A 19,922-nucleotide genomic window follows, 5' to 3' on the forward strand; every position below is an offset into this window, starting at 1 on the left:
CATAATTTATTGTTCATCAGTGTGTTGTAATATGTTTCATGCAATACGAAATATGTTCTCGCGGAAGAGCCTTTTCCGCATTACGAAAGAGCCTCTTTCACCATGCGAAAGAGCCTTTATGGGAGTGTCATAAAGCCCGTTTGAGCGTGCGGAAGAGGCTCTTCCGCAACACGGGACATTTAATGAGGAAATAAGTGTGTGCAAACAATAACCTGTTTTTTGCACATGAGGCGCAATATTTTGCATTCAACATGCTCTCCCCAACCGCAATCAACCCAAGTAGAGACGCAAGATTTTGCGTCTCACAAACAACCATGTAGCAAACGGATGCGCTACAATATACCACATATAAATATGCTTTCATCCCACTGGAGACGCAAGATTTTGTATGTCACGAGGGTTCGCGCCATCAATAAAACAGTGATTAACCTAAGTAGAGACGCAAAATTTTGCGTCTCACAAGCGAGTATGTCGCAAACCGATGCGCTACAATATATTCACATATAAGTATGCTTTCATTCATCGTGAGACGCAAGATTTTGCGTCTCTACAAGGCTCGCGCCACAAATATAACAGTGATTACCCCAAGTAGAGACGCAAAATCTTGCGTCTCACAAGCGAATATGTCGCAAACATAACTGCTACAATATACCACATATAATCATGCTTTACTCCCTCTGGAGACGCAAAATTTTGCGTCTCTACAAGGCTCGCGCCACCAATATAACAGTGATTAACCCAAGTAGAGACGCAAAATCTTGCGTCTCACAAGCARCCGTGTCGCAAACCGACGCTAAACTATATACCACATATAAGCATGYTTTTATYCCTCGGGAGACGCAAAATCTTGCGTCTCTACAAGGCTCGCGCCATCAATATAAAATATTATTGACCTTACTGATGCGCTACTKCATGCCATATCCCTACGTTCCTTCATCACTCGCGATCCGCACTTTTTGGCTATCCGCCAAAGYTCTTTTTGGTTTGTATATCGTTTTTTTTTTACATATTTCCGATGAAAATCAAATAGTTAYGYCATTCTTCCCACGTCCGGTTTATTCTTTATAACTTTAYAGTGGAAACTMACCTGCACAATCAAAAAAAGCACATAACATTTACAATAATATATTATAAACAAAACATTAAAACATCATGAATAAAAAAGAGTATCTGAAACCGGAGTCAAAAACAATCGTAATGGAAGGCACTGAAATACTGGCGGGGTCGGACGGCACAGGAATACATGCAGGTGAACAKCCAGTGGTAGATGGTGATGAAGAYGGGGAAGATGATGGCAGCGGTAATATTGATTTATGATTCCACACATCATTGACACATGCGTAAGATTTTTCATCACATCCGCATAAGAATTGTGGAGAATGCACGCATACCTGTGTAGAGACGCGAAAAAGTTCGTCTCACGGACAATCATGCTGATATAAGGCACTACAAATGCCATATGTCAGCATTTTTTATGCGTAATTCGGCTCTCCACATCCCACATTCCAATTTTCCAAACCGCAATCAATCCAAGTAGAGACGCAAAATCTTGCGTCTCACAAGCAATCATTCCGCACACTTACGCGCTACAATATATCACATATAAGCATGCTTTTACCCCTCGGGAGACGCAAAATCTTGCGTCTCTACAAGGCTGACGCCATCACAATAAAAGGTGATATGGAGCCGGATGATGCGCCATAACATAACTTTTATGCGTGTCTGTTGTCCGGAAGACGCAATATTTTGCGTCTCTACAGGCTGTGCCGACAGGACGTCAGGAAGGCATCCTCTCAGCTCAGCTCCAGCATGCGCTCTATCGGCTTGACGGCATCGCGGGCGACGGCTTCGTCCACACTCACCTCGGGCCACTCATATCTGAGCGTGTTGTATATCTTGCGCAGGGTGTTCATCTTCATATATTCGCACTCGTTGCACATACATCCCACGGTGCCCTCGCCTACCTCCGGCGGAACGGGATAGAACGTCTTGTCGGGACACTGACGCTGAAGCTCGTGAAGTATTCCGCTCTCCGTAGCAACGATATACTCCTTCCCGTCGTGCTCCATGGCATACTTCAGCATCACAGCCGTCGATCCTTTCACGTCGGCAACGGCGAGCACAGGACCCTTGCACTCCAGATGTGCCATCACGACGGCACCGGGATGCTCCTTCTTCAGTTGCGTTATAGCCTCCACGGAGAACTTCTCGTGAACGTGGCATCCGCCGTTCCACAGCAGCATGTCGCGTACGGTCACCGAGTTGATGTACGACCCGAGGTTATGGTCCGGACCGAATATTATCTTCTCATCCTTTGGGAAAGAGTCTATCACCTTCTTCGCGTTGCCGCTCGTAACTACCACATCGGTGAGTGCCTTCACCGCGGCTGTGGTGTTGACATAGCTCACCACCTTGTAGCCGGGGTGCTCCTCCTTGAACCTCTTCAGGTCCTCCGCGCGGCAGGAGTCGGCAAGCGAGCATCCGGCATTGAGGTCGGGCGCGAGCACCTTCTTCTCCGGACTGAGCAGCTTGCATGTCTCCGCCATGAAATGCACGCCGCACATCACGATGATGTCGGCGTCTGTCGCGGCAGCCTTACGTGCCAGCGCGAGCGAGTCGCCTATGAAGTCGGCGCACTCCTGCACCTCTCCGGGAGTGTAATAGTGTGCGAGCAGCACGGCGTTCTTCTCCGCGCACATCCTTCTTATCTCTTTTCTGAGGTCGGTGCCTTCCTCCACCGTCTCATCGGCATAACCTTTCTCAATCCATTCCTTTTTCACCATTTCTCTCTCCATATATATGTTTTTTTATATGACGTGATACATGAAACGCACGCCTTACGTTGTTCTTATCCTTATGTATTCCCGTTCTTCCGGGCTTTTCCGTTCTGTTTCCCATCCCGTCAGGCTTCGTCAGCACAGTCGGCATGCCTTCTCTCTCCTTCCCACCTTCTCATCCTCTCACCCTTCTCACCTTCTCATTCTCTCACCATCCTCACCTTCTCATCCTCTCCCCTTCTCACCCTCAAATCCTCTCACTTTCTCCACAATCATATATCATTATTATATTTATTTCTTTTTAAAAATAAAATAATATGATTATGATGATATGCTGTTTATATGTTCAAAACTTTACGGCTTTTTTCTTGCATATTCTGATGTCAACATCAGGAGAAAGTGTTATGAACGACGGTCTTTAATAAGTAAGGTCTGAATAACAGTAATATATGCAGTTTATCCACAAACTTTGTTGCACTGTGCAAAGTTAATAAGTTTATAAAATTTACGCTTTAAGAATTATGGAAAACTTATGGAAAAAAATTTAATAACCCCGTGTATATCCACAATAAAAAACATATGGCTCCGCGCCTGTGGATATCCCCCGGGTTATGATTTATTTGCCAACAGTGTTATCAACGCTTTTCCACATGGTTTTCCACAGTTTTTAAGCCTTAAACGGATGTTATTCTTAATTATACTTTTTAGTGTATGTGAAAGCCGGTTTTATTCCTATTTTATATAAGATAGATTAGGACTGCATGAAAAAGTGTGGATAATGCGGGGCGATAAGGCAATAATTGTATAATAATATAATGGAAAAGGCAATGGGAAAACATTGCGTGCATGGAATGGGCATGTTACGTTTTCCTGTTGCCTTTATTGTATGTGCCTGTATGGGCAGTGTTTTCCGGACAGCTCTATTCTTTATCCTTCTTTTGTGAAGGGTCTTTTTTTCCTGTATTCGTTTTGTCCAACGGTGTGACGGTATATCCCAGCTGGCGGATAGCATCTTTCAGTTTGTCGGCTGATGTCTTGTCCTTGCGGTATTTGATGGTGACCGTCTTCTGCGGAAGATTCACGTCGAGATCGGTCACACCCTTCTCGAACGACATCTTGTTCTCGATGCGTTTCTGGCAGTTCTCACAAGTCATGGACACAAGGAAAGTCACTTCCGACTTCTTGTCTCCTTTCAAGTCCTTTGCGTTTACTGTGTATGACAGTCCGAAGAAAAGCATGGCTGTCATGATGATTGTTCTTGTTTTCATTGTCTTCTGTTTTTTAAAGTTATATTACATCTTGGGTATATTGAAGCGGATGCCCGCATACAGTTTGTATCCCATGGTGGGTCCCCATACCATTGTGGCGTCGAAGTCACGGCTGTACGGGTCTGCCGCCGACACCACAGGGTTCTTCTGCCTGATGTTAGTGAGGTTTTCGCCGCCCGCGTAGATGCTCCACCGGCGGAAGCGGCGTGTTATCTGTGCGCTCAGTTGGGTGTATGATGGGAACGTCCTGTGCCACAGCGGACGTTCCGGATCGGGCGTTGGCATGCGTCCGCCTCCGTTGAACTGCGCTGTGACATCAAACTGCCATTTCTTCAGCGGAGTCTCATACGAGGCTGTCAGCAAAGCCTTGTAACGGCTGGTGAGCGGCTTGCGCATTGTCTTTCCGTCGTAGGTGCACTTCACGTCCATCCATCTGTAGGCTCCCATAAGGGTGAATCCGCGGAACAGCGGAAAGGTGGCGTCTATCTGGAACACGCTTGAGGTGGACCTGCCTTTGAGATTATAGAAGTATATGGCGTGCGCGTCCTTGTCCATATCTGTCACCACCTGATTGATGAAGTCGGTGTAATACCATTCCGCGTTCATTGTAATCTCCTCATTCCTCACCGGTATGTGGAACGACGCGCTCACTCCATAGTTCCATGCCTCTTCCTGATTGAGATTGTCGGAAACATGCCACGTGCGGCTGCTTGCCAACAGATAGTTGTTCTCCGGAAATATGAATGTGCTGCGGTAGCCCTTTCCAGCCGAGGCGCGTAGGTCGAGCCATGAGAAAGGTGTGTACTTCACATGCATGCGCGGGGTGACGAACCAGTGGTAGATGGAGCTGTAGTCGGCACGCAGTCCTGCCATGATAGTGAGGTTGTCGGCAGGCGTCCATGTGTATTCGGCGTACGCTCCCGACACGTTCTCGCTTATGTCGCGCAGGTCAGGACGGTAGAGGTTGATGACGTTGCCGCGCTGTTCGAAGTTGTCCCAGTTGTAGTTCAGTCCTGCGGCGAGCTTGTGTCTCTTTCCGAAGGCGGTCTCATAGAGCAGCGAGGCGTAGACGTTCGACTCATACACATCATACGTCTTGTCCGCGTAGTCAGACTGCTGGTCATGATAAGAGCCCGAGACTATCAGCGCGATACTCTCGTTGCGGTCCTGGTTCAGGATAAAACCGTTCTTTGAGAACAGCTCCACGCGGTTTGCGTCGTTGTGGATGGTGTATGGAGAGAAAGCAGCGTCGGAGCGAAGGGTGTGTGATGTCTGTCCGCTCGTGCGGCGGTCGGTGAGCACCTTTACGCCCCATTGCGACACGAAGCGCGGTGTCTGGTAGTGCCAGCGGTTCATCATGCTGAACGACTGCATCTGCGGCATGTCGAGGAAAGTATCCTTGTTCTTGTCGTGCGACTGCTCCTCATTGTAGTAGTTGAGGAATAGAGCTGTGGAGAGGCGGTCGTTGAGTTCCAGAGCCCCCACGGCGTTCCCCTCGTAGCGTCCTGCGCTTCCGGCGAAAAGATTAATAAACAGCGGGTCGGCTATTTTGGGTTTCTTATATTCCACGTCAATCTGTCCGGTGACCGACTCGAAGCCGTTCTTCACCGACGCCGCGCCCTTCGACACCTGTATGCTCTGCATCCACGGTCCCGGGATGTAGTCGAGTCCGTAGGTGGAAGCCGCTCCGCGCAGGTTTGGAAAATTCTCGGTGAGCATCTGCACGTATGTTCCGGCAAGTCCGAGCAGCTGTATCTGTTTCGCTCCCGTCACGGCGTCGCTGTAAGCCACGTCCACCGAGGGGTTTGTCTCAAAACTCTCCGAGAGGTTGCAGCATGCTGCGCGCGTGAGTCCCTGCGCCGTAATGCTTTCGGTGTTGAGTAGGTTGCCCCTGTTCTTCAGCATCCCTATGCCCCCTGCCGTCACCACAACCTCCTTCAGTTCCGTATTCGGGCTCATCACCAGAATCTGCACGTCGTCGGGCCGTTCCATCGTATGGTCGAGCAGAGCGAACCCCACATATCCTGCCTTCAGCATCCTTGCCTCCTCCGGAACGGATATCTCGAAATATCCGTTCTCGTCTGTTATGGCTGTGTTTTTCTTGTTCTCATCATATACATATGCGCCTGTCAGCGGCGTTCCTTCCTTGTCAAGCACATATCCTTTTATCTTTCTGTCAGAAGCCCAAAGGTCTGTGCATCCTATCATAAATATCATTAAACATACCAAAAACTTGTTCATAACATTATTATCCTTTTGTTCCGGTTACAAAGTTAAGCGGCATGCGGCGTCCGGATGTTATATAATTATGGATAATGTTTATATCCAGCCACATGGCTTGTGTGTGTTTCAGATTGACGGTAAGAAGAAAGTGTTCTGTTTGGGAGATAAATTTAAAAGTGAGGAGAAATTGTGTGTTACATCAGCACGGATGTTGTCATAATGTTATAATACGCCGGTAATAAAGTAGAGACGCAAAATTTTGCGTCTCACGAGCAACGATTGCGATATCGGCAGTGACGGTTTATTATTTCAATTATTTGCGCTGTTTGCTTGTGAGACGCAAGATTTTGCGTCTCTACTTTAGTGGCAGCGAATAATAAACAGCGTGTTCCCACCAATAATTATGAAGACGCGAGCCCTGTAGAGACGCAAGATTTTGCGTCTCACAAGCAAATAATGCAATTTTCATAAGTAATTATATGTATTATAAACAGCGCGATCCTTGCGTCTCACAAGCAATAAATGCAATTTTCATAAGTAATTATATGCACGATTAACAGCGCAATTCTTGCTTGTGAGACGCAAGATTTTGCGTCTCTACTTTATTACCGGCGAATAATAAAGATGGTGTTTACCGTCATTTTACTGACAGGTTGTGGATTATTCTGTCGGTGTAATATCGTCAGAAAGTGACACCTATTCCGAATGACAGCGAGTGTCTGGTGCTGTTCTCCTTGCTGTATGTTGTCTCCCCCTTATCCACATTATATATATATGTGGGGATGTCGTTGAAACGCTTCAGATTGTATGCTATCTGGAAATTCAAGCCGAAATGCTTGGCAAACATATGTGTATATCCTATTCCCAGGCTGCCTGTGAGTCCTTTTGTAAACTCACCTGACTTTATGGAATATCCCATATCGGCAAAGACATATGCGTCGGGAACTTTCTCGAGTGCCTTGTATCTCACCGTCGCGAACACGGGCATCGTGTTGTAGTCGGGCTCGGTATATCTGTCAAGTCCTATTCCTATTCCCGCCGACCAGAGGCGCGACACGTCGTAGCGCGTGCTCAGACGGAGGGAGTGTCCGCCCATATGATATTCGTTACGTTTAAGCGTTATGCCATTGAATGACTCAGACAGTCCGAGATTATAGTGATAATCAAGGTCTATATGAAACCTGCTTTGTCCGCGCACAATGGTAACGCAACCCGACACCAGAAGGAAAATCAGAAGATGTTTCCAGGAGAATGATTTAAATGAATGATTCATAATAATGTTTTTTTTTGTTTATAATATTTGTAGAAGTATAAAACAGCGTACCTTCATATGGATATTCTCAGATATGTGCCCTCACTCCCACACATATGTTAAGAGCGGATATGGCAGTTACCATGTTGAAATAACCCATTTCATCATGTATTCTAATATTACCCTTCGTCAATCCGATAGACGCGCTGATGCCTATGATTCTCGACAATACATATTCGGCTCCGAAATGCAGGTTGTATCCGAAACCGTCGTCTGATGACTCTGTCTCATACGTCGGATAGTTGTATGTGAACAATCCTAAACCCATTTTCCCGTCGATAATCCATCGCCTGACGTATGTTTTTAAGACTATCTGCGGAGCCAGATAAAATATTTCCGACTTTTCTCTGTAACCGTTGTGCTCGTACGTGGACCTGAACCCGTTGTACATCATTCCTGCCCCGATGCCAAATTTCGACGTCCAGTCATAGCCGAACTGCCAGAACAAGCCGTTTCTTGGATTGCCCTTCACGCCTTCTGCCATGTGTAGCTTGCTCATGATGCGTCCGTATCCTATGTAAGCATAAAATGTGTTGCTGTTCGTATAAGATATTCTGTGTCTGTGTTTAGGCATATCCCTGATTATTTCAGAGACCTGCGTATGAGGCGACATCAGCCGCCCCGCATCTGTACGCCATCTTTTCATGTCTGCGGATGGCGCGTCAGCAGTATGCGAGGTGTCAGCCATGGCGTCATCCGGCGTCATCACGCATGCTTCCGTGTTGCCGGTGTAGCGGCACGTCTCGGGCAGTGAGACTGTCTGTGCCGTCGCTTCTGCCCCGGAAAAAACGGTGAAAAACGGAAACAGCAGTATGTATGCATGTCTCCTGATGCTTGTTTTAAACATATCGATACAGCTTGTGTGTTTTTGCGTTATGCTGTAAGTAATTTTATCGCAGTATTTTTCTTTGTGTGTCTTTATTATGTTTGTCCGGTGCAAATATATTAATATTTTCAATATAAGAAATTTTTTTGATGGATAAAATACGGTAAAATCCGGTTCGGATGATGATTCCTTCAGTGTGAGATATTCTTATAACTATAACCGTATATTTTACAGGAAAAACAGGCGAACGGCTGATATGGCGCGTCGCCATAATCCGTACGGGATTCGTGCCTCATGCATGCTGTAGGACATACGACATTCCGTAGAGTGGACATGATACCTTACATGAATGTGAAAAGGATGATTGCGGGGAGGCGGAAAGGAATGTACGAATATGCGCGATATGATGTAAGAAAGAAGAAAAACAGCACAACGTCAAGTCGCTGAGAATCGTCTCTGGCTGACCGTACTGCCTTAATGGCTGAAATAAGCCCGTATTTTGAAGGTTAGCGAAATGCGTTGTATATCAGTGTGTTGCGCCATAATGTGTCATAATGATGGTATTGTTGCGCTGCGGAAAAGCCTCTTCCGTGGCGTGAAAAAGGCTCTTTGGGTGTGCCGTAAAGCCTCAATGAGGTCACAGGAAAGGCTCTCGCGGCGGGCGGATATGGTGTGCGCGTCTGCGTAGAGAGTATCAGTCGCTCTTAAAAAGAACAATATTCACGATATAAAGAAGAAAGACACGAGTTTTTATGCGGTTCCCTTGCATATACTGAACGTATGCCGGTTGCCTTAAAGAGACGTGAACGTGTCGTCTCACCGCTGTTTTACGGAAATGAAATGTAAAGATTTTTTACTTCGCGTCATGCCTGCACGTGATGTGCGTTTCATAAGAGAAAGGTTGCCGACAGCTTCCGTCGCGTCACTTGATACGCCATCCGTATTATACGCATGCCACTAAAGTAGAGACGCAAAATATTGCGTCTCACAAGGGATAAATGCAAATTTCGTGAGTAATTATAAGCAGTATAAATAGCGCAATCGTTGCTCGTGAGACGCAAGATTTTGCGTCTCTACAGGGCTCTCGCCATCATAATTATTGATAAGAATACGCTGTTTATTATTCGTTACCACTAAAGTAGAGACGCAAGATTTTGCGTCTCACAAGCAAACGGTGCAAATATAGAAGTAATAAACCGTCACTGCCAATATCGCAATCGTTGCTCGTGAGACGCAAGATTTTGCGTCTCTACAGGGCTCGCGCCGTCATGATTATTGATGAAATATGCCATGATATCATATGCGACAGGTAAATTATGATTGCTGATAAATGCGCATACATGAGAAAAAGGAATGTTACGGGCAAAGCGTCCCGCCACATTCCTTTTTTTATTTTTATATTGCCGCACGGTGAAAGTCCACCTTTGTGCGTAAGGTCAGTATGAAGTGTTGCCGTAGGTGAGTCCCTTCCAGTCGTCGGTGCGGAAAGGCACAGCCGGCAGACCGGTGCTGTTTGTGAGGTTACACTCAGGGTTGTCCGCCCATGCATAGCGCACAGCCACGGGGTGTCTCACTTCCGGTGAGGACACAACAACAGTGTTGCCGTCTATCACAGCGTCCGCCCAGTGGAACCGGTGGTCGGGTCCGGCTATGGCGAATCCCTTGAGCTGTTGTCCGTCGCTTATGGCGAGACCTTTTGCAGTGTGGTCGAAGAATATTCTGATGGTGTTCTTCTCTATGCGGCAATCGCGGTATGCCGGTCCCGAAGCCTCCACTTTCTCACCATACACTTTCTGCCGTGCCAGCAGCGCAAGCCTGTGCCCCACGTCCTGTTTGTTGCGCGGATGGATGTCGCCAGCCTCTCCTATGTCTATTATGCACGCCATTCCGCACCCTGAGAGTCTGTCGGCAGTCATCTGCTGAGCCTCGCGCAGCTCTGCCCAACGCGACTCGGTGGGCTGGTCGTGACGCTGCATGAAGTTGGCGAGCTGCACCATGAAGAACGGGAAGTCGTAGCCCCACTTCTGCCTCCAGTCCTCTATCATGAGCGGCATGAGGTCGCGGTACTGCCACGCACGGTTGGAGTTGTCCTCTCCCTGATACCATATGGCACCCTTGATGGCATATCCCACGAGCGGATTTATCATCGCGTTGTAGAGCACGCATGCGTTCTTCGGGTCGCTCACGGGGTCGCGCGGCTTGGAAGAGAGCGAGCTCAGAGGAGCCGCCATCCGTGTCTTCCACGTTCCGTTGAGACTTATCGTTGTGCCGTCCTCAGCCGTGAGCCGGCATTCACGGTCGTCGTAGCCCGTTATTCCAGCCAGTCCGCCGGTGTCGATGCTCCTCACCGTTATCACCGCCTTGCCGGCTTTCACCGCTCCTGCCGGTATGGTGTACTCCCTCGTCTCGCCCGGACCGGTGGTGCTGCCTATCATCACGTCGTTGAAGAACGTCATGTCGTCGTCGTCCACCTTGCCCAGACAAAGGGTGAGACCCTTTCCGGCGATGGTCTTGGGAATGTCTACCACCCTGCGGTAGATTATCATTCCGTCGAACGCCCCATACTTGCTGTCGGTTATGTATCCCGGCACCGGAGTGTCGTCCCATCCCGAGTCGTCGTAGGATGCGGCGAAATAAGCGAACCGTCCGTCCTTGAACTCCGGGTCATTGCCGTTAAGCTTGTCGAACCATCCGGCAAGCTCATCCTTGTATATTGCCGCGCGCTCCTCCTTGTTGTCCGGCATGGAGCCTATGCGTTCCACCTCTCCGCGGAACTCGGGCATCTCAGTGAGCGACTCGCCGCTGGTCCATGCCTCGGCGGGAGTGCCTCCCCAGCTCGACTGTATCAGTCCCACCGGCACGTCGCGGTATTTCTCTATGTCCCTGCCGAAGAAATAGGCTACGGCAGAGAAAGGAGCTATGACCTCCGGCGAGCATACCTGCCATCCGCCGTTCATTGCCGTGAAGCTCTGCTGCGGCTGCATAGCCATGACGTTGTCCACGCGCAGCAGACGTATGTCAGGGTGACCGGCGGCTTTCACCTCAGCCTCATAGTTGTTCACCTGTCCCCATCCGTTGACTGGCATATCCATGTTTGACTGTCCCGAACACAGCCATACCTCCCCTATCATGACGTTGCGCAGCGTCACCGGAGTGCCGTCGCTTACTGTTATCTCGTAAGGTCCGCCTGCCTTGGGCGTGGCTACCTTCACCTTCCATTTCCCGTCGCTGCCAGCCACAGTCTCGTATTTGCGCCTGTTCCATGATGTGGTGACGCTTACCGTCCTGCCAGCCTCGCATGTGCCCCATATAGGAGCGTCGGTCCTCTGCTGCATCACCATGTTGTCGGTGAAGAGCGGGCTCAGTCTTACCTGTGCGTTTGTCGCCGCACATGATAAGGCAAACATGATAAATGTCGTTTTTATTCTCATAGTATATAAAGTATATAATATATAAAAGTCCAGATTGTTATGTTATTCACAAAGATAATGCAAACGAGCGGCAAAAGAGCTTGCTCTTGTTTGCCCGAGTGCAGCTCATCTCCACAAAGGTATATAAAAATATTGTCATATCATGCTTTACCGTTTTTTTTCGTATATGCAATAATACGCACAGACCAGCTATTTGTATTTATATGTATTCTTTTTCACATGTATTTGTATATGTGTTATGCCAGCAAAAGAGTTGTCATACATACAGCATGGTGGAAAACGTAAGTTCTCCACCATGCATGAATGCCTTAATGTAATGTTACCATATCATATAAGGTTCTACTGAATATGCGGCAGCGTCGGCACCCTCTGCAATAACGAACACGCGTGCGTAAAGATGTATATTCTCTTTTAATGAACGCAGGTCTATGGTGTATGTCAGCTCACCCGGTTGCGGAGTGTTTTTTATGCTTGTTCTGTTGTATGTGAGGTCAACGAATCTTGTATTGTTTATAACAACACCGGCATTCTTTATTATCGCATCAGGTACTATTTTTTCCACACTGAACCTTACAGTCAGGATACTGTCGGAGGACAGTGAATAATGTTCGTTCGAGACAGTGAAGTAAGGAGTTACCTCATACTCAATATTCGTATTGCCTTTTACGTTAACGCTGACAGTATCGCCGTCAAGCCACGGACCTACTCCCTTTTTGGTAATAAGCCGGCATTTACCGGCATACACATAAGTAGAGAACGAACCGTTCTGTGCTACATTAACACGTTGTGCTGACGATGCTCCGAATCCGTCCTGCCACAGTTCAATCATGGTGGTAGTGACAGAATTGTCACTACCCGATTCGCATTCCACTCCAATGGGCTGTCCTTTATATACAATCTTCCCTGTCAAATGGCAGTCCGGCGCGTCCATGTTGTCGGCTTCGCACGACGTGAGTGATGTAATGAGAAATGTTATTACAACAAATGATAAGCAATATTCTGTAAATTTCATAATGTCTTTTTTATGTTATAATTACTGATAAGGGTTCTTGACGAGTTTGGGGTTGTTCTTGAGCATGTTGTCATCTATGAAACTGTAGTAGTTGGCAAGCTCGAAAGTGCGTGCCTTAGGCATCGATACGCTTGGTATCTTCTCAAATACCCACTTCCCGTTGTGTTTGCTCCGTCTGTCTTTTATGTGATATGGGAACAGTCCCCATTGTATGGAAGAGTCTGACGTACCGTCCCATACCATGTGTGCCCTGCGCCATCTTTTCATATCCCAGAAACGCTGGTTCTCGAGTGGAAACTCCACCCTTCGTTCATGTTCGATTGTTTTTATGTCGTATGATTGTAGGGACGGCACTCCTGCTCTGTCCCTTACTTGATTGAGATAAGGCAGTCCTTCGCTTTCCTCGTGGAGTTCCAGACAAGCCTCAGCATATATGAGTAGGACCTCGGCATATCTGAACCTTATGGTCCAAGTCTCTCCTCCGTGTGAAGGATTACGGTTCTCAGCGTTTGTCTCCACGAATTTGCAGAAGTTGAATCCAGTCTTGTTGCTCCACCATGCTCCTCCGGTTTCCTCCGGACCGTTCAACGATGTTATTATGTCTCCGTCGGCGTCATTTGTCCCTACGGATTTTACAATTTTCTTCCACTTTTTCCCCTGTTGCTGCATTTGTCCCGCCTGATACACTATTTTTGTGTTGAGGAACATGTCTCCCGGGCAAATTATGGTGCCGTGTAGTCTTGGGTCTCTGTTTCTGAAAGGTTCTTCCGGTGAGTCGTAGAACACATAATCACCGTTAATCTGTTTTGTTTTTATTTCCGGGTCGCTTCCGTCAAGTCTTTCATAGCTTTCCACCAGATTGAGCAGAGGCGTTATCTCGTTGTTTGTCAGAGTGAGCGACACGGCAGTGGGTACGGCATTTACCGACCACGAGTTTACCGCATTGGGATAAAGATAGTCTTTCGCCCATATTATCTCAGGATTGTTGTTCTTGTCGATCATGGCTTTGTAGAAATTGTAAGCCTTGTCGTATTCCTTATTGTATAGACCGTATTTTTTTGAGTTTATTATTTCCCATGCGGCTTCCTTCGCTGTTCTGTAGTACTTCTCTGCCATACCGGCAGGTATTCCCACTTCCATTCCGGATGTTTTTATCTGCGGTGTAACAAGATTATTGTATTTTGCTATGCTTCCCGCATATATGGCTGCTCTTGCCTTAAGTGCAAGAGCCACCCATTTGTTTACTCTTGTGCAATGATTGGCTGCGCCGGTCTCTGCAGAGAGCACGTTTGCCGCATTTGTGCATTCAGATATTACATAGTCGTATATTCCGGCTTCCGTACTGCGCGGAAGTCTCATGCCTCCGACATTATCGGTGATGTTGTATACAGTGTCGCCTACGATGGGCATTCCACCCAAAGAACGTGCCATACAGAAGTAATGCCATGCCCGCAATACTTTCATTTCTGCAATATACTGTTTTTTCTCTTCCTCAGTAAGTACTTTCGTGTCAGAAAGATTCTTTATGAAGATGTTTATGTTGCGTATGGCGGTGTAAGGATATGCTCTCCATAGTGTGTAGCCATATTTTGTGTCGGTCTTTCCCTCATATTGTGTCGCCTCGTCAAGAAGTCCGAACCCTTGCGGACTGCTCCATGTCGGTTCGTAGTCAAGTCCGGCGTAGAATCCTGCGAGCACTGATTTTATCATCGATGCGTCTTTGAATATCTCCTCATCGCTGAATATGGTGGAAGAACTTCTGTTCAGGAAGTCGTCACATGAAATGGCGATTACTGAAACGACGGCAATTATAAATCCCTTTAATATATATTTTATATTCATTATAATGCTGTTTTTAGAATGTCAGATTGAAACCAAAGTTTATAATTCTCATAGTCGGATAGTCGAACCCGGCTGTAGAGGCTGTCTCAGGGTCGATGTTGTAATACCCGAGATTGTCTATAGAGAACAGATTCTGCATGAGTGTGTATATTCTCATGCGCTTTATGCCTAATTTTGCCGTCCACTGTAATGGGAGCGTGTATCCTATCTCAAGGTTGCGCAGCTTGATGTAGTTCACGTCTTTCATCCAGAACGTGCTGAATCTGTAGTTCGAGTGTCCGGCGTTTCCTACAATGTTAGTAGGATAATGTCCCGGTATTATCTCACTGCCGGCATCGAACGGGTCGGAGAGTCTCCATTGGTCGGCAAGCATATTCATGGGCGAGTTGCCAGAATGGAAAGGAAACCGTTGTTCCCAATTAAATATGTGTGTGACCTTTGCTGCTCCTGCAAAATCAGCGGCGAAATCCATACCTTTCCATTCCAATGAAAGACTCATTCCAAAATTAATTATAGGAGTGTTTCTGTCTTCATAACCCAGCACACTTACCGCCTGCTGGTCATCATCTGTTATTATTCCGTCTTTATTGGTGTCTTTGTATATGAGGTCTCCCGGACGCAGCGTGCTGTTGCCCTTGCCGTCGATATTGACAGGATATTCAGCTATTTCTTCCCATGTGCGGAACTGTCCTATACAGACGAGTCCCCATGCTGCTCCTGCGAGCCTGTGACGGGCGTTGTAAACGTAGTAGTCTCTTGAGTTTCCGAATGTAGGTTTGTACTGGTTCCAGTTGTATCGTCTTGCCAATGTTATGTTGCCGCTTACTGAATAAGAGAAGTCTTGTTTCCTTTCAGTCCATTTCACCGAAGCGTCAAAACCTTTGACAAGGTCTGAGTTGAGGTTTTCACTTGGCAGTGAGAATCCTACTTCTCCAGGCAGCCTTACGTCATAACGTCCTGCCGGCAAGCCTTTCCGTTCTCTACGGAAGAAATCGAATGTTCCCGTGAGTCTGTTGTCAAGCAATCCGAAGTCTATTCCCACATCAAGCATATGAGCCTTTATCCACGATATGTTTGTTATTGGAAGCGATCTTACGGAAGCTCCTGTGATATATGCTCCGTCCATCACGGCTCCCGCTGTTCCGTAGTTATATCCCCCTCGCCAGCTGTTGGCATTGTATCCGCTTATGTTGTCATCTCCGAGAATGCCCCATGATAGCCTTATCTTCATATATTGTATGTATTTCTGTAAGTCAAGCTTCTGCCAAAGCGGTTCCTCGGACATGCGCCATCCTCCTGATATAGAAGGAAAGAATCCCCATCTGTGGTTTGGCGGAAATTTCCATGAACCATCGTATCGTGCGGAGAATTCCAATATATATCTGTCTGCATAGCTGTAGTTGAAACGCCCCATGAATCCTACGCGTGCACTTTTTTCGTCGCCCACATCATTCATCAGCGTGACATCGTTCTTGTCCAGAAGTTTTACAGCGTCAGTTTCCGGTTTGCTCTGTATTGTGAGATTAGGATAAGAATTGAGATAATTCTCCGCTCCTATGAATGCGCTTATCTTGTGTTTTACGGCTATTGTAGTGTTGTAGTTGGCACTCAACTGTCCGTTTATCAGTTCTTCATTCATGTAGTCTCTTTGTATGAGTCCAGAGTTTGAGCGTATGGCCTCATAGTATGTGTCAGTGGCTTCATCATATCCGTACAGCGAATAGCCTTTGGCTCTCATGTTGTGTCGCCGTGCTCCGACCATATAGTTTATTATGCCTTTGAGTTTGAGGTCTTTTAAAGGTTCCCATTCCAGATTGAGACTTCCTTGAAAAATTCTCCAACTGTCTTTATCTGTGCCAGCCCTTTCATATGTGAGATTAGCGAAGTTTGTGTATATTCCGCGGCATACGGCAGGATATTTAGGATTATCGTTGGCGTAAGGTCTCATTATTGGCTCGTTGTTGAGAGATGCGTAGAATGCGGTCCAATATGCATCGTTTCCCGAAAGATAAGAATTGAACGCCACATGATGGGTATTCTCAACACGTCCGTTTATTTTCATGCCGAAGGTAAGGTTCTTTGCTATATCGGCGTTGACATTGAGTTGTAGGTTAGTGCGTTCGAAGTGTCCATAGTTTCTTACGATTGACTCCTGCTTCACATGACTCATGGCTGCATAATAACTCATACGTTCGGAACCTCCTGTAGAGTTTATTTCAATGTAGTTCTGCGGAGCAGTATCGAATATGAATTTCTTCCAGTTGAAGTTCCGGTAACCTTTTTCCGTCCCATCATAATATTTCTGCAGGTCTTCCGGAGTATACGGATTAGTCTGTTTAAGAATTGTAGCAGACTGGGCTTTCGCCCTTACCCATGTAGCGGCGTCCGCTCCGTCCGGGTATCTGAACATTGACTGAATGCCGGTGTATCCGTTTACGTTTATGGTGCTACTCGTTTTTCTCCGTCCGGATTTCGTAGTCACTACTATAACACCGTTGCCAGCCCTTACTCCATATATTGCCGCTGAAGCGTCTTTCAGTACGGATATGCTTTCTATATCGTTAAAATCAATATTGTTGAATTGTCCTGCGTCTACTTGCATTCCGTCAACCACGTATAAAGGAGCCCCCATGTTTCTTATCACTATGTCTGTGACATCTCCCGGTCTTCCCTGTGACTGACGTGAGTTCACACCGGCAATCTTCCCTGCAATGGCACCTGAAGTGTTGACAGCCGATGAACGTGCTATGTCTTTTGAGTCTAATGTTGATATTGCCGATGTAAGCGATTCTTTCTTTGCCGTGCCATATCCTATTACAACGACATTGTCTATCGTGGCACTTACCGGCTGCATGCTGACATTTATCTCCTGTCTGTTGCTTACGGATATTTTTTCTGTTTTATATCCTATAAATGTCAGAATGAGCACGGTATTGTCATAAACCTTTATTTCAAAATTACCGTTTATGTCTGTAAGGGTTTTTAACATGTTATTCTCAGTGTTCACAACAACACCTATCATGGGCTGTCCCATTTCGTCAGTCACATGACCTTTCAGTATCCTGCCGTCATCAGACTGTAGCGTGCATGAAGGTGAAAATGCATTGTAGTGTGCTTTTGTTGCAGCCATGGAATATGTAGTGGCGACACATACTAAAACTAAGGTAATGTATTTGAAAAATGCCGGAAAAGTCTTTTTTCTTTCCATGTGTATCGGTTTGATTTTTTTATTATAAGAGGTTAGTGAGGCAGTTTATGTTATTTTGGGAAACTGCCTTTATTTAGAGTTTAGTATAATCACAAATAAGCCGTTAGACCTTTATACACTTACATATGGCTGTCTGACCTTCATACCTCTTTCTTCTCAACTGTGTTTACATATTAGAAATCAATATGTATGACAGCATTACGAAAAGAGAATGAAGTATAACGACTTATTTGTGATAACAGTTCAGTTCATAACACAATACAGTTGTTCATTTATTATCTTGCGATATATTTTTTGCCGTTTGTGATGTAGAGTCCTTTCGCTGGTCGAGTGATTCTTACTCCTTGCATGTTGTATATAGCGTTGCTTTGTTTTTTATCTTTTTCTTGTTCTATTTTTGTTATTCCAGTTGTCACTTTTTCTACAACAGCCTTTACAGCCGGTGACCACATCGTGTCTTTACCTTTTGCAATTACAACCAGTCGTTCTCCGTCCAACACTTCGTCGTTAGGGAATTCTGCCTTAAACGTTCCGTTATTTATTGTAATAGGTACATCAAGGGTGAAGTAGTAGCTTTCGTCAATTATTGTGATTTCCTCAACATCTGTACCGCACGTTCCGTCTATTCCGCTCATATCGCATGTGTTAATTTTCACCGGTGCCGCCTGTGTTGCCAGATATGGAGTCATATCACCGTCTGTGCCTGTCCATTTACTCATATCAGAAAAAGAGAAATTAGAAATTTCTTTCATCTGCGTTGCCGTGAGTCCGTACACGTCGAAAGAACTTGGATCAGCCCCATCAGCGAATGGTGTTGCCGCTCCTTCCGTATTGTAATATAATTTTGACATTGTCGCAGCGTTTTTCTGTCCGAAAAGTCCTCCTGCATATGCTCCGTCATCAGCTGTTATTGTTCCGGAGAAATAACAGTCGTTTACGTCAGAACTGTTCAGGCTTCTCGCAACGAGACCTCCGCTCCATACGTCGTCTGCGGGATTGGCAGGTTTCTTTGCTTTGAGAACGCCTGTAGCATAACAGTTGTTCATCTTAAGTCCGAATGATTTGCCGATGATGCCTCCGACCATGTCGCTTGTTATGTTCATATACGAAGAGCAGTTGTTTATAGTGCATTTGTCGGTGTTCCAGTTGGTGCCACCACAGATGCCTCCGCTTATTCGTCCGGTGGATGTTATGTCTCCATATGTCACGCAGTTTTCTATTTTCAAACCTGTCGTGGTGTTGATGAATCCGCATATACCTCCGGTATTTTCTCCGGAAGCCTTGATGGAACCGAGGAACACGCAGTCGTATACGCCATATTCCCAGCCGGCATTCTTCTCACTGTCACCTATTATTCCTCCTACGTTGGCAGTGCCTGTGACATTGCAGTTTAATGCGGCGCAGTTTCTTACAGTAAGCCCTCCGGTGGTTCCTGCGAATATGCCTATACATTCACCTCCGCTGATGTTGCAGTCTATGGCACGGCAATTTTCTATTGTACCTCCACTTTTTTTATCTTCCCAGTTGCCTGAAGTTGATACAAGACATCCAGCCCAGTTGCCGCACACTATGTCGAAGTTACGTAAGGTGAGATTTCTTATCACACCAGGTCTGTCAAAGTTTCCGAAAAGTCCAACCCCGTTACCGCCTGCAGGTATGGTGAGATACGATATTTCGTGACCGTCCCCGTCAAGTGTTCCTGAAAAATCAAACGTACTCCATGCAAAGTCAGTAAGGTCAATGTTTTCTACCAGTCTGTAACATGCCGTTGGCTCGTCTTTGATGTTCTGGAGGTCTTGGGCTGTAGCTACGAGATAAGGGGAGTCGGCTGAACCGTTTCCACCTTCATAGGCATACAAATTACTTGCACACATAGTAAGTATTGCAGTAATAATGTAGATCATTTTTTTCTTTTTCATAAAATTATCATTTATTAGTTGAGTAAATTTTTATATGAATAGGATTAGTTTTTGTTTCTTGTCTTGATTAATGATGTCTTATGTCTTTGGATTGTCGGTGTTTT

11 protein-coding genes are annotated in these 19,922 nt (G+C 46.3%); 1 reads left to right on the top strand and 10 read right to left on the bottom strand.

Going from position 1 to position 19,922, the window contains the following annotated elements:
* Positions 1–1,152: 1,152 nt before the first annotated feature.
* Entirely contained in the window at positions 1,153–1,317 is a 165-nt protein-coding gene (locus BN4609_RS16630) for a hypothetical protein (RefSeq protein WP_164071679.1), read from the top strand.
* Between the two features lie 476 nt (positions 1,318–1,793).
* Here the strand turns inward: BN4609_RS16630 and nadA are convergent, their stop codons facing one another.
* From nadA to BN4609_RS11905, 10 genes are all read right to left on the bottom strand, one after another.
* Positions 1,794–2,783: a quinolinate synthase NadA gene (nadA, locus tag BN4609_RS11860; RefSeq protein WP_068856984.1), complete on the bottom strand. Its 990-nt coding sequence runs from the start codon at positions 2,781–2,783 to the stop codon at positions 1,794–1,796.
* 914 nt (positions 2,784–3,697) lie between these two features.
* Complete coding sequence (locus BN4609_RS11865) at positions 3,698–4,045, bottom strand: heavy-metal-associated domain-containing protein (protein WP_068856856.1); 348 nt, start codon at positions 4,043–4,045, stop codon at positions 3,698–3,700.
* 24 nt (positions 4,046–4,069) lie between these two features.
* On the bottom strand, positions 4,070–6,286 hold the full coding sequence (locus BN4609_RS11870) for a TonB-dependent receptor (protein WP_068856857.1): 2,217 nt from the start codon (positions 6,284–6,286) through the stop codon (positions 4,070–4,072).
* Between the two features lie 664 nt (positions 6,287–6,950).
* The gene (locus BN4609_RS11875; RefSeq protein WP_068856858.1) at positions 6,951–7,541 is read right to left on the bottom strand and encodes a hypothetical protein; all 591 of its coding nucleotides are present in this window, start codon (positions 7,539–7,541) and stop codon (positions 6,951–6,953) included.
* Between the two features lie 67 nt (positions 7,542–7,608).
* The gene (locus BN4609_RS11880; protein ID WP_164071680.1) at positions 7,609–8,427 is read right to left on the bottom strand and encodes an outer membrane beta-barrel protein; all 819 of its coding nucleotides are present in this window, start codon (positions 8,425–8,427) and stop codon (positions 7,609–7,611) included.
* Positions 8,428–9,842: 1,415 nt separating this feature from the next.
* Positions 9,843–11,837, bottom strand: coding sequence for a sialate O-acetylesterase (locus BN4609_RS11885; RefSeq protein ID WP_068856860.1), 1,995 nt, complete (start codon positions 11,835–11,837; stop codon positions 9,843–9,845).
* A gap of 319 nt (positions 11,838–12,156) precedes the next feature.
* Positions 12,157–12,849, bottom strand: a complete 693-nt coding sequence (locus BN4609_RS11890) for a DUF3823 domain-containing protein (protein WP_068856861.1) — start codon at positions 12,847–12,849, stop codon at positions 12,157–12,159.
* Between the two features lie 21 nt (positions 12,850–12,870).
* Complete coding sequence (locus BN4609_RS11895) at positions 12,871–14,691, bottom strand: RagB/SusD family nutrient uptake outer membrane protein (RefSeq protein ID WP_068856862.1); 1,821 nt, start codon at positions 14,689–14,691, stop codon at positions 12,871–12,873.
* Between the two features lie 13 nt (positions 14,692–14,704).
* Complete coding sequence (locus BN4609_RS11900) at positions 14,705–17,821, bottom strand: SusC/RagA family TonB-linked outer membrane protein (RefSeq protein ID WP_164071681.1); 3,117 nt, start codon at positions 17,819–17,821, stop codon at positions 14,705–14,707.
* Between the two features lie 353 nt (positions 17,822–18,174).
* Positions 18,175–19,818, bottom strand: coding sequence for a hypothetical protein (locus tag BN4609_RS11905; RefSeq protein WP_068856864.1), 1,644 nt, complete (start codon positions 19,816–19,818; stop codon positions 18,175–18,177).
* Positions 19,819–19,922: the final 104 nt, after the last annotated feature.

Source organism: Leyella lascolaii (genome assembly GCF_900079775.1).
Lineage (GTDB): Bacteria > Bacteroidota > Bacteroidia > Bacteroidales > Bacteroidaceae > Prevotella > Prevotella lascolaii.

Bases quoted from the DNA above. Each gene is read 5' to 3' on its own strand.
- BN4609_RS11895 (WP_068856862.1), bottom strand. From the start codon at position 14,691: ATGAATATAAAATATATATTAAAGGGATTTATAATTGCCGTCGTTTCA.
- nadA (WP_068856984.1), bottom strand. From the start codon at position 2,783: ATGGTGAAAAAGGAATGGATTGAGAAAGGTTATGCCGATGAGACGGTG.
- BN4609_RS11905 (WP_068856864.1), bottom strand. From the start codon at position 19,818: ATGAAAAAGAAAAAAATGATCTACATTATTACTGCAATACTTACTATG.
- BN4609_RS11900 (WP_164071681.1), bottom strand. From the start codon at position 17,821: ATGGCTGCAACAAAAGCACACTACAATGCATTTTCACCTTCATGCACG.
- BN4609_RS11865 (WP_068856856.1), bottom strand. From the start codon at position 4,045: ATGAAAACAAGAACAATCATCATGACAGCCATGCTTTTCTTCGGACTG.
- BN4609_RS11875 (WP_068856858.1), bottom strand. From the start codon at position 7,541: ATGAATCATTCATTTAAATCATTCTCCTGGAAACATCTTCTGATTTTC.
- BN4609_RS11870 (WP_068856857.1), bottom strand. From the start codon at position 6,286: ATGAACAAGTTTTTGGTATGTTTAATGATATTTATGATAGGATGCACA.
- BN4609_RS11880 (WP_164071680.1), bottom strand. From the start codon at position 8,427: ATGTTTAAAACAAGCATCAGGAGACATGCATACATACTGCTGTTTCCG.
- BN4609_RS11890 (WP_068856861.1), bottom strand. From the start codon at position 12,849: ATGAAATTTACAGAATATTGCTTATCATTTGTTGTAATAACATTTCTC.
- BN4609_RS11885 (WP_068856860.1), bottom strand. From the start codon at position 11,837: ATGAGAATAAAAACGACATTTATCATGTTTGCCTTATCATGTGCGGCG.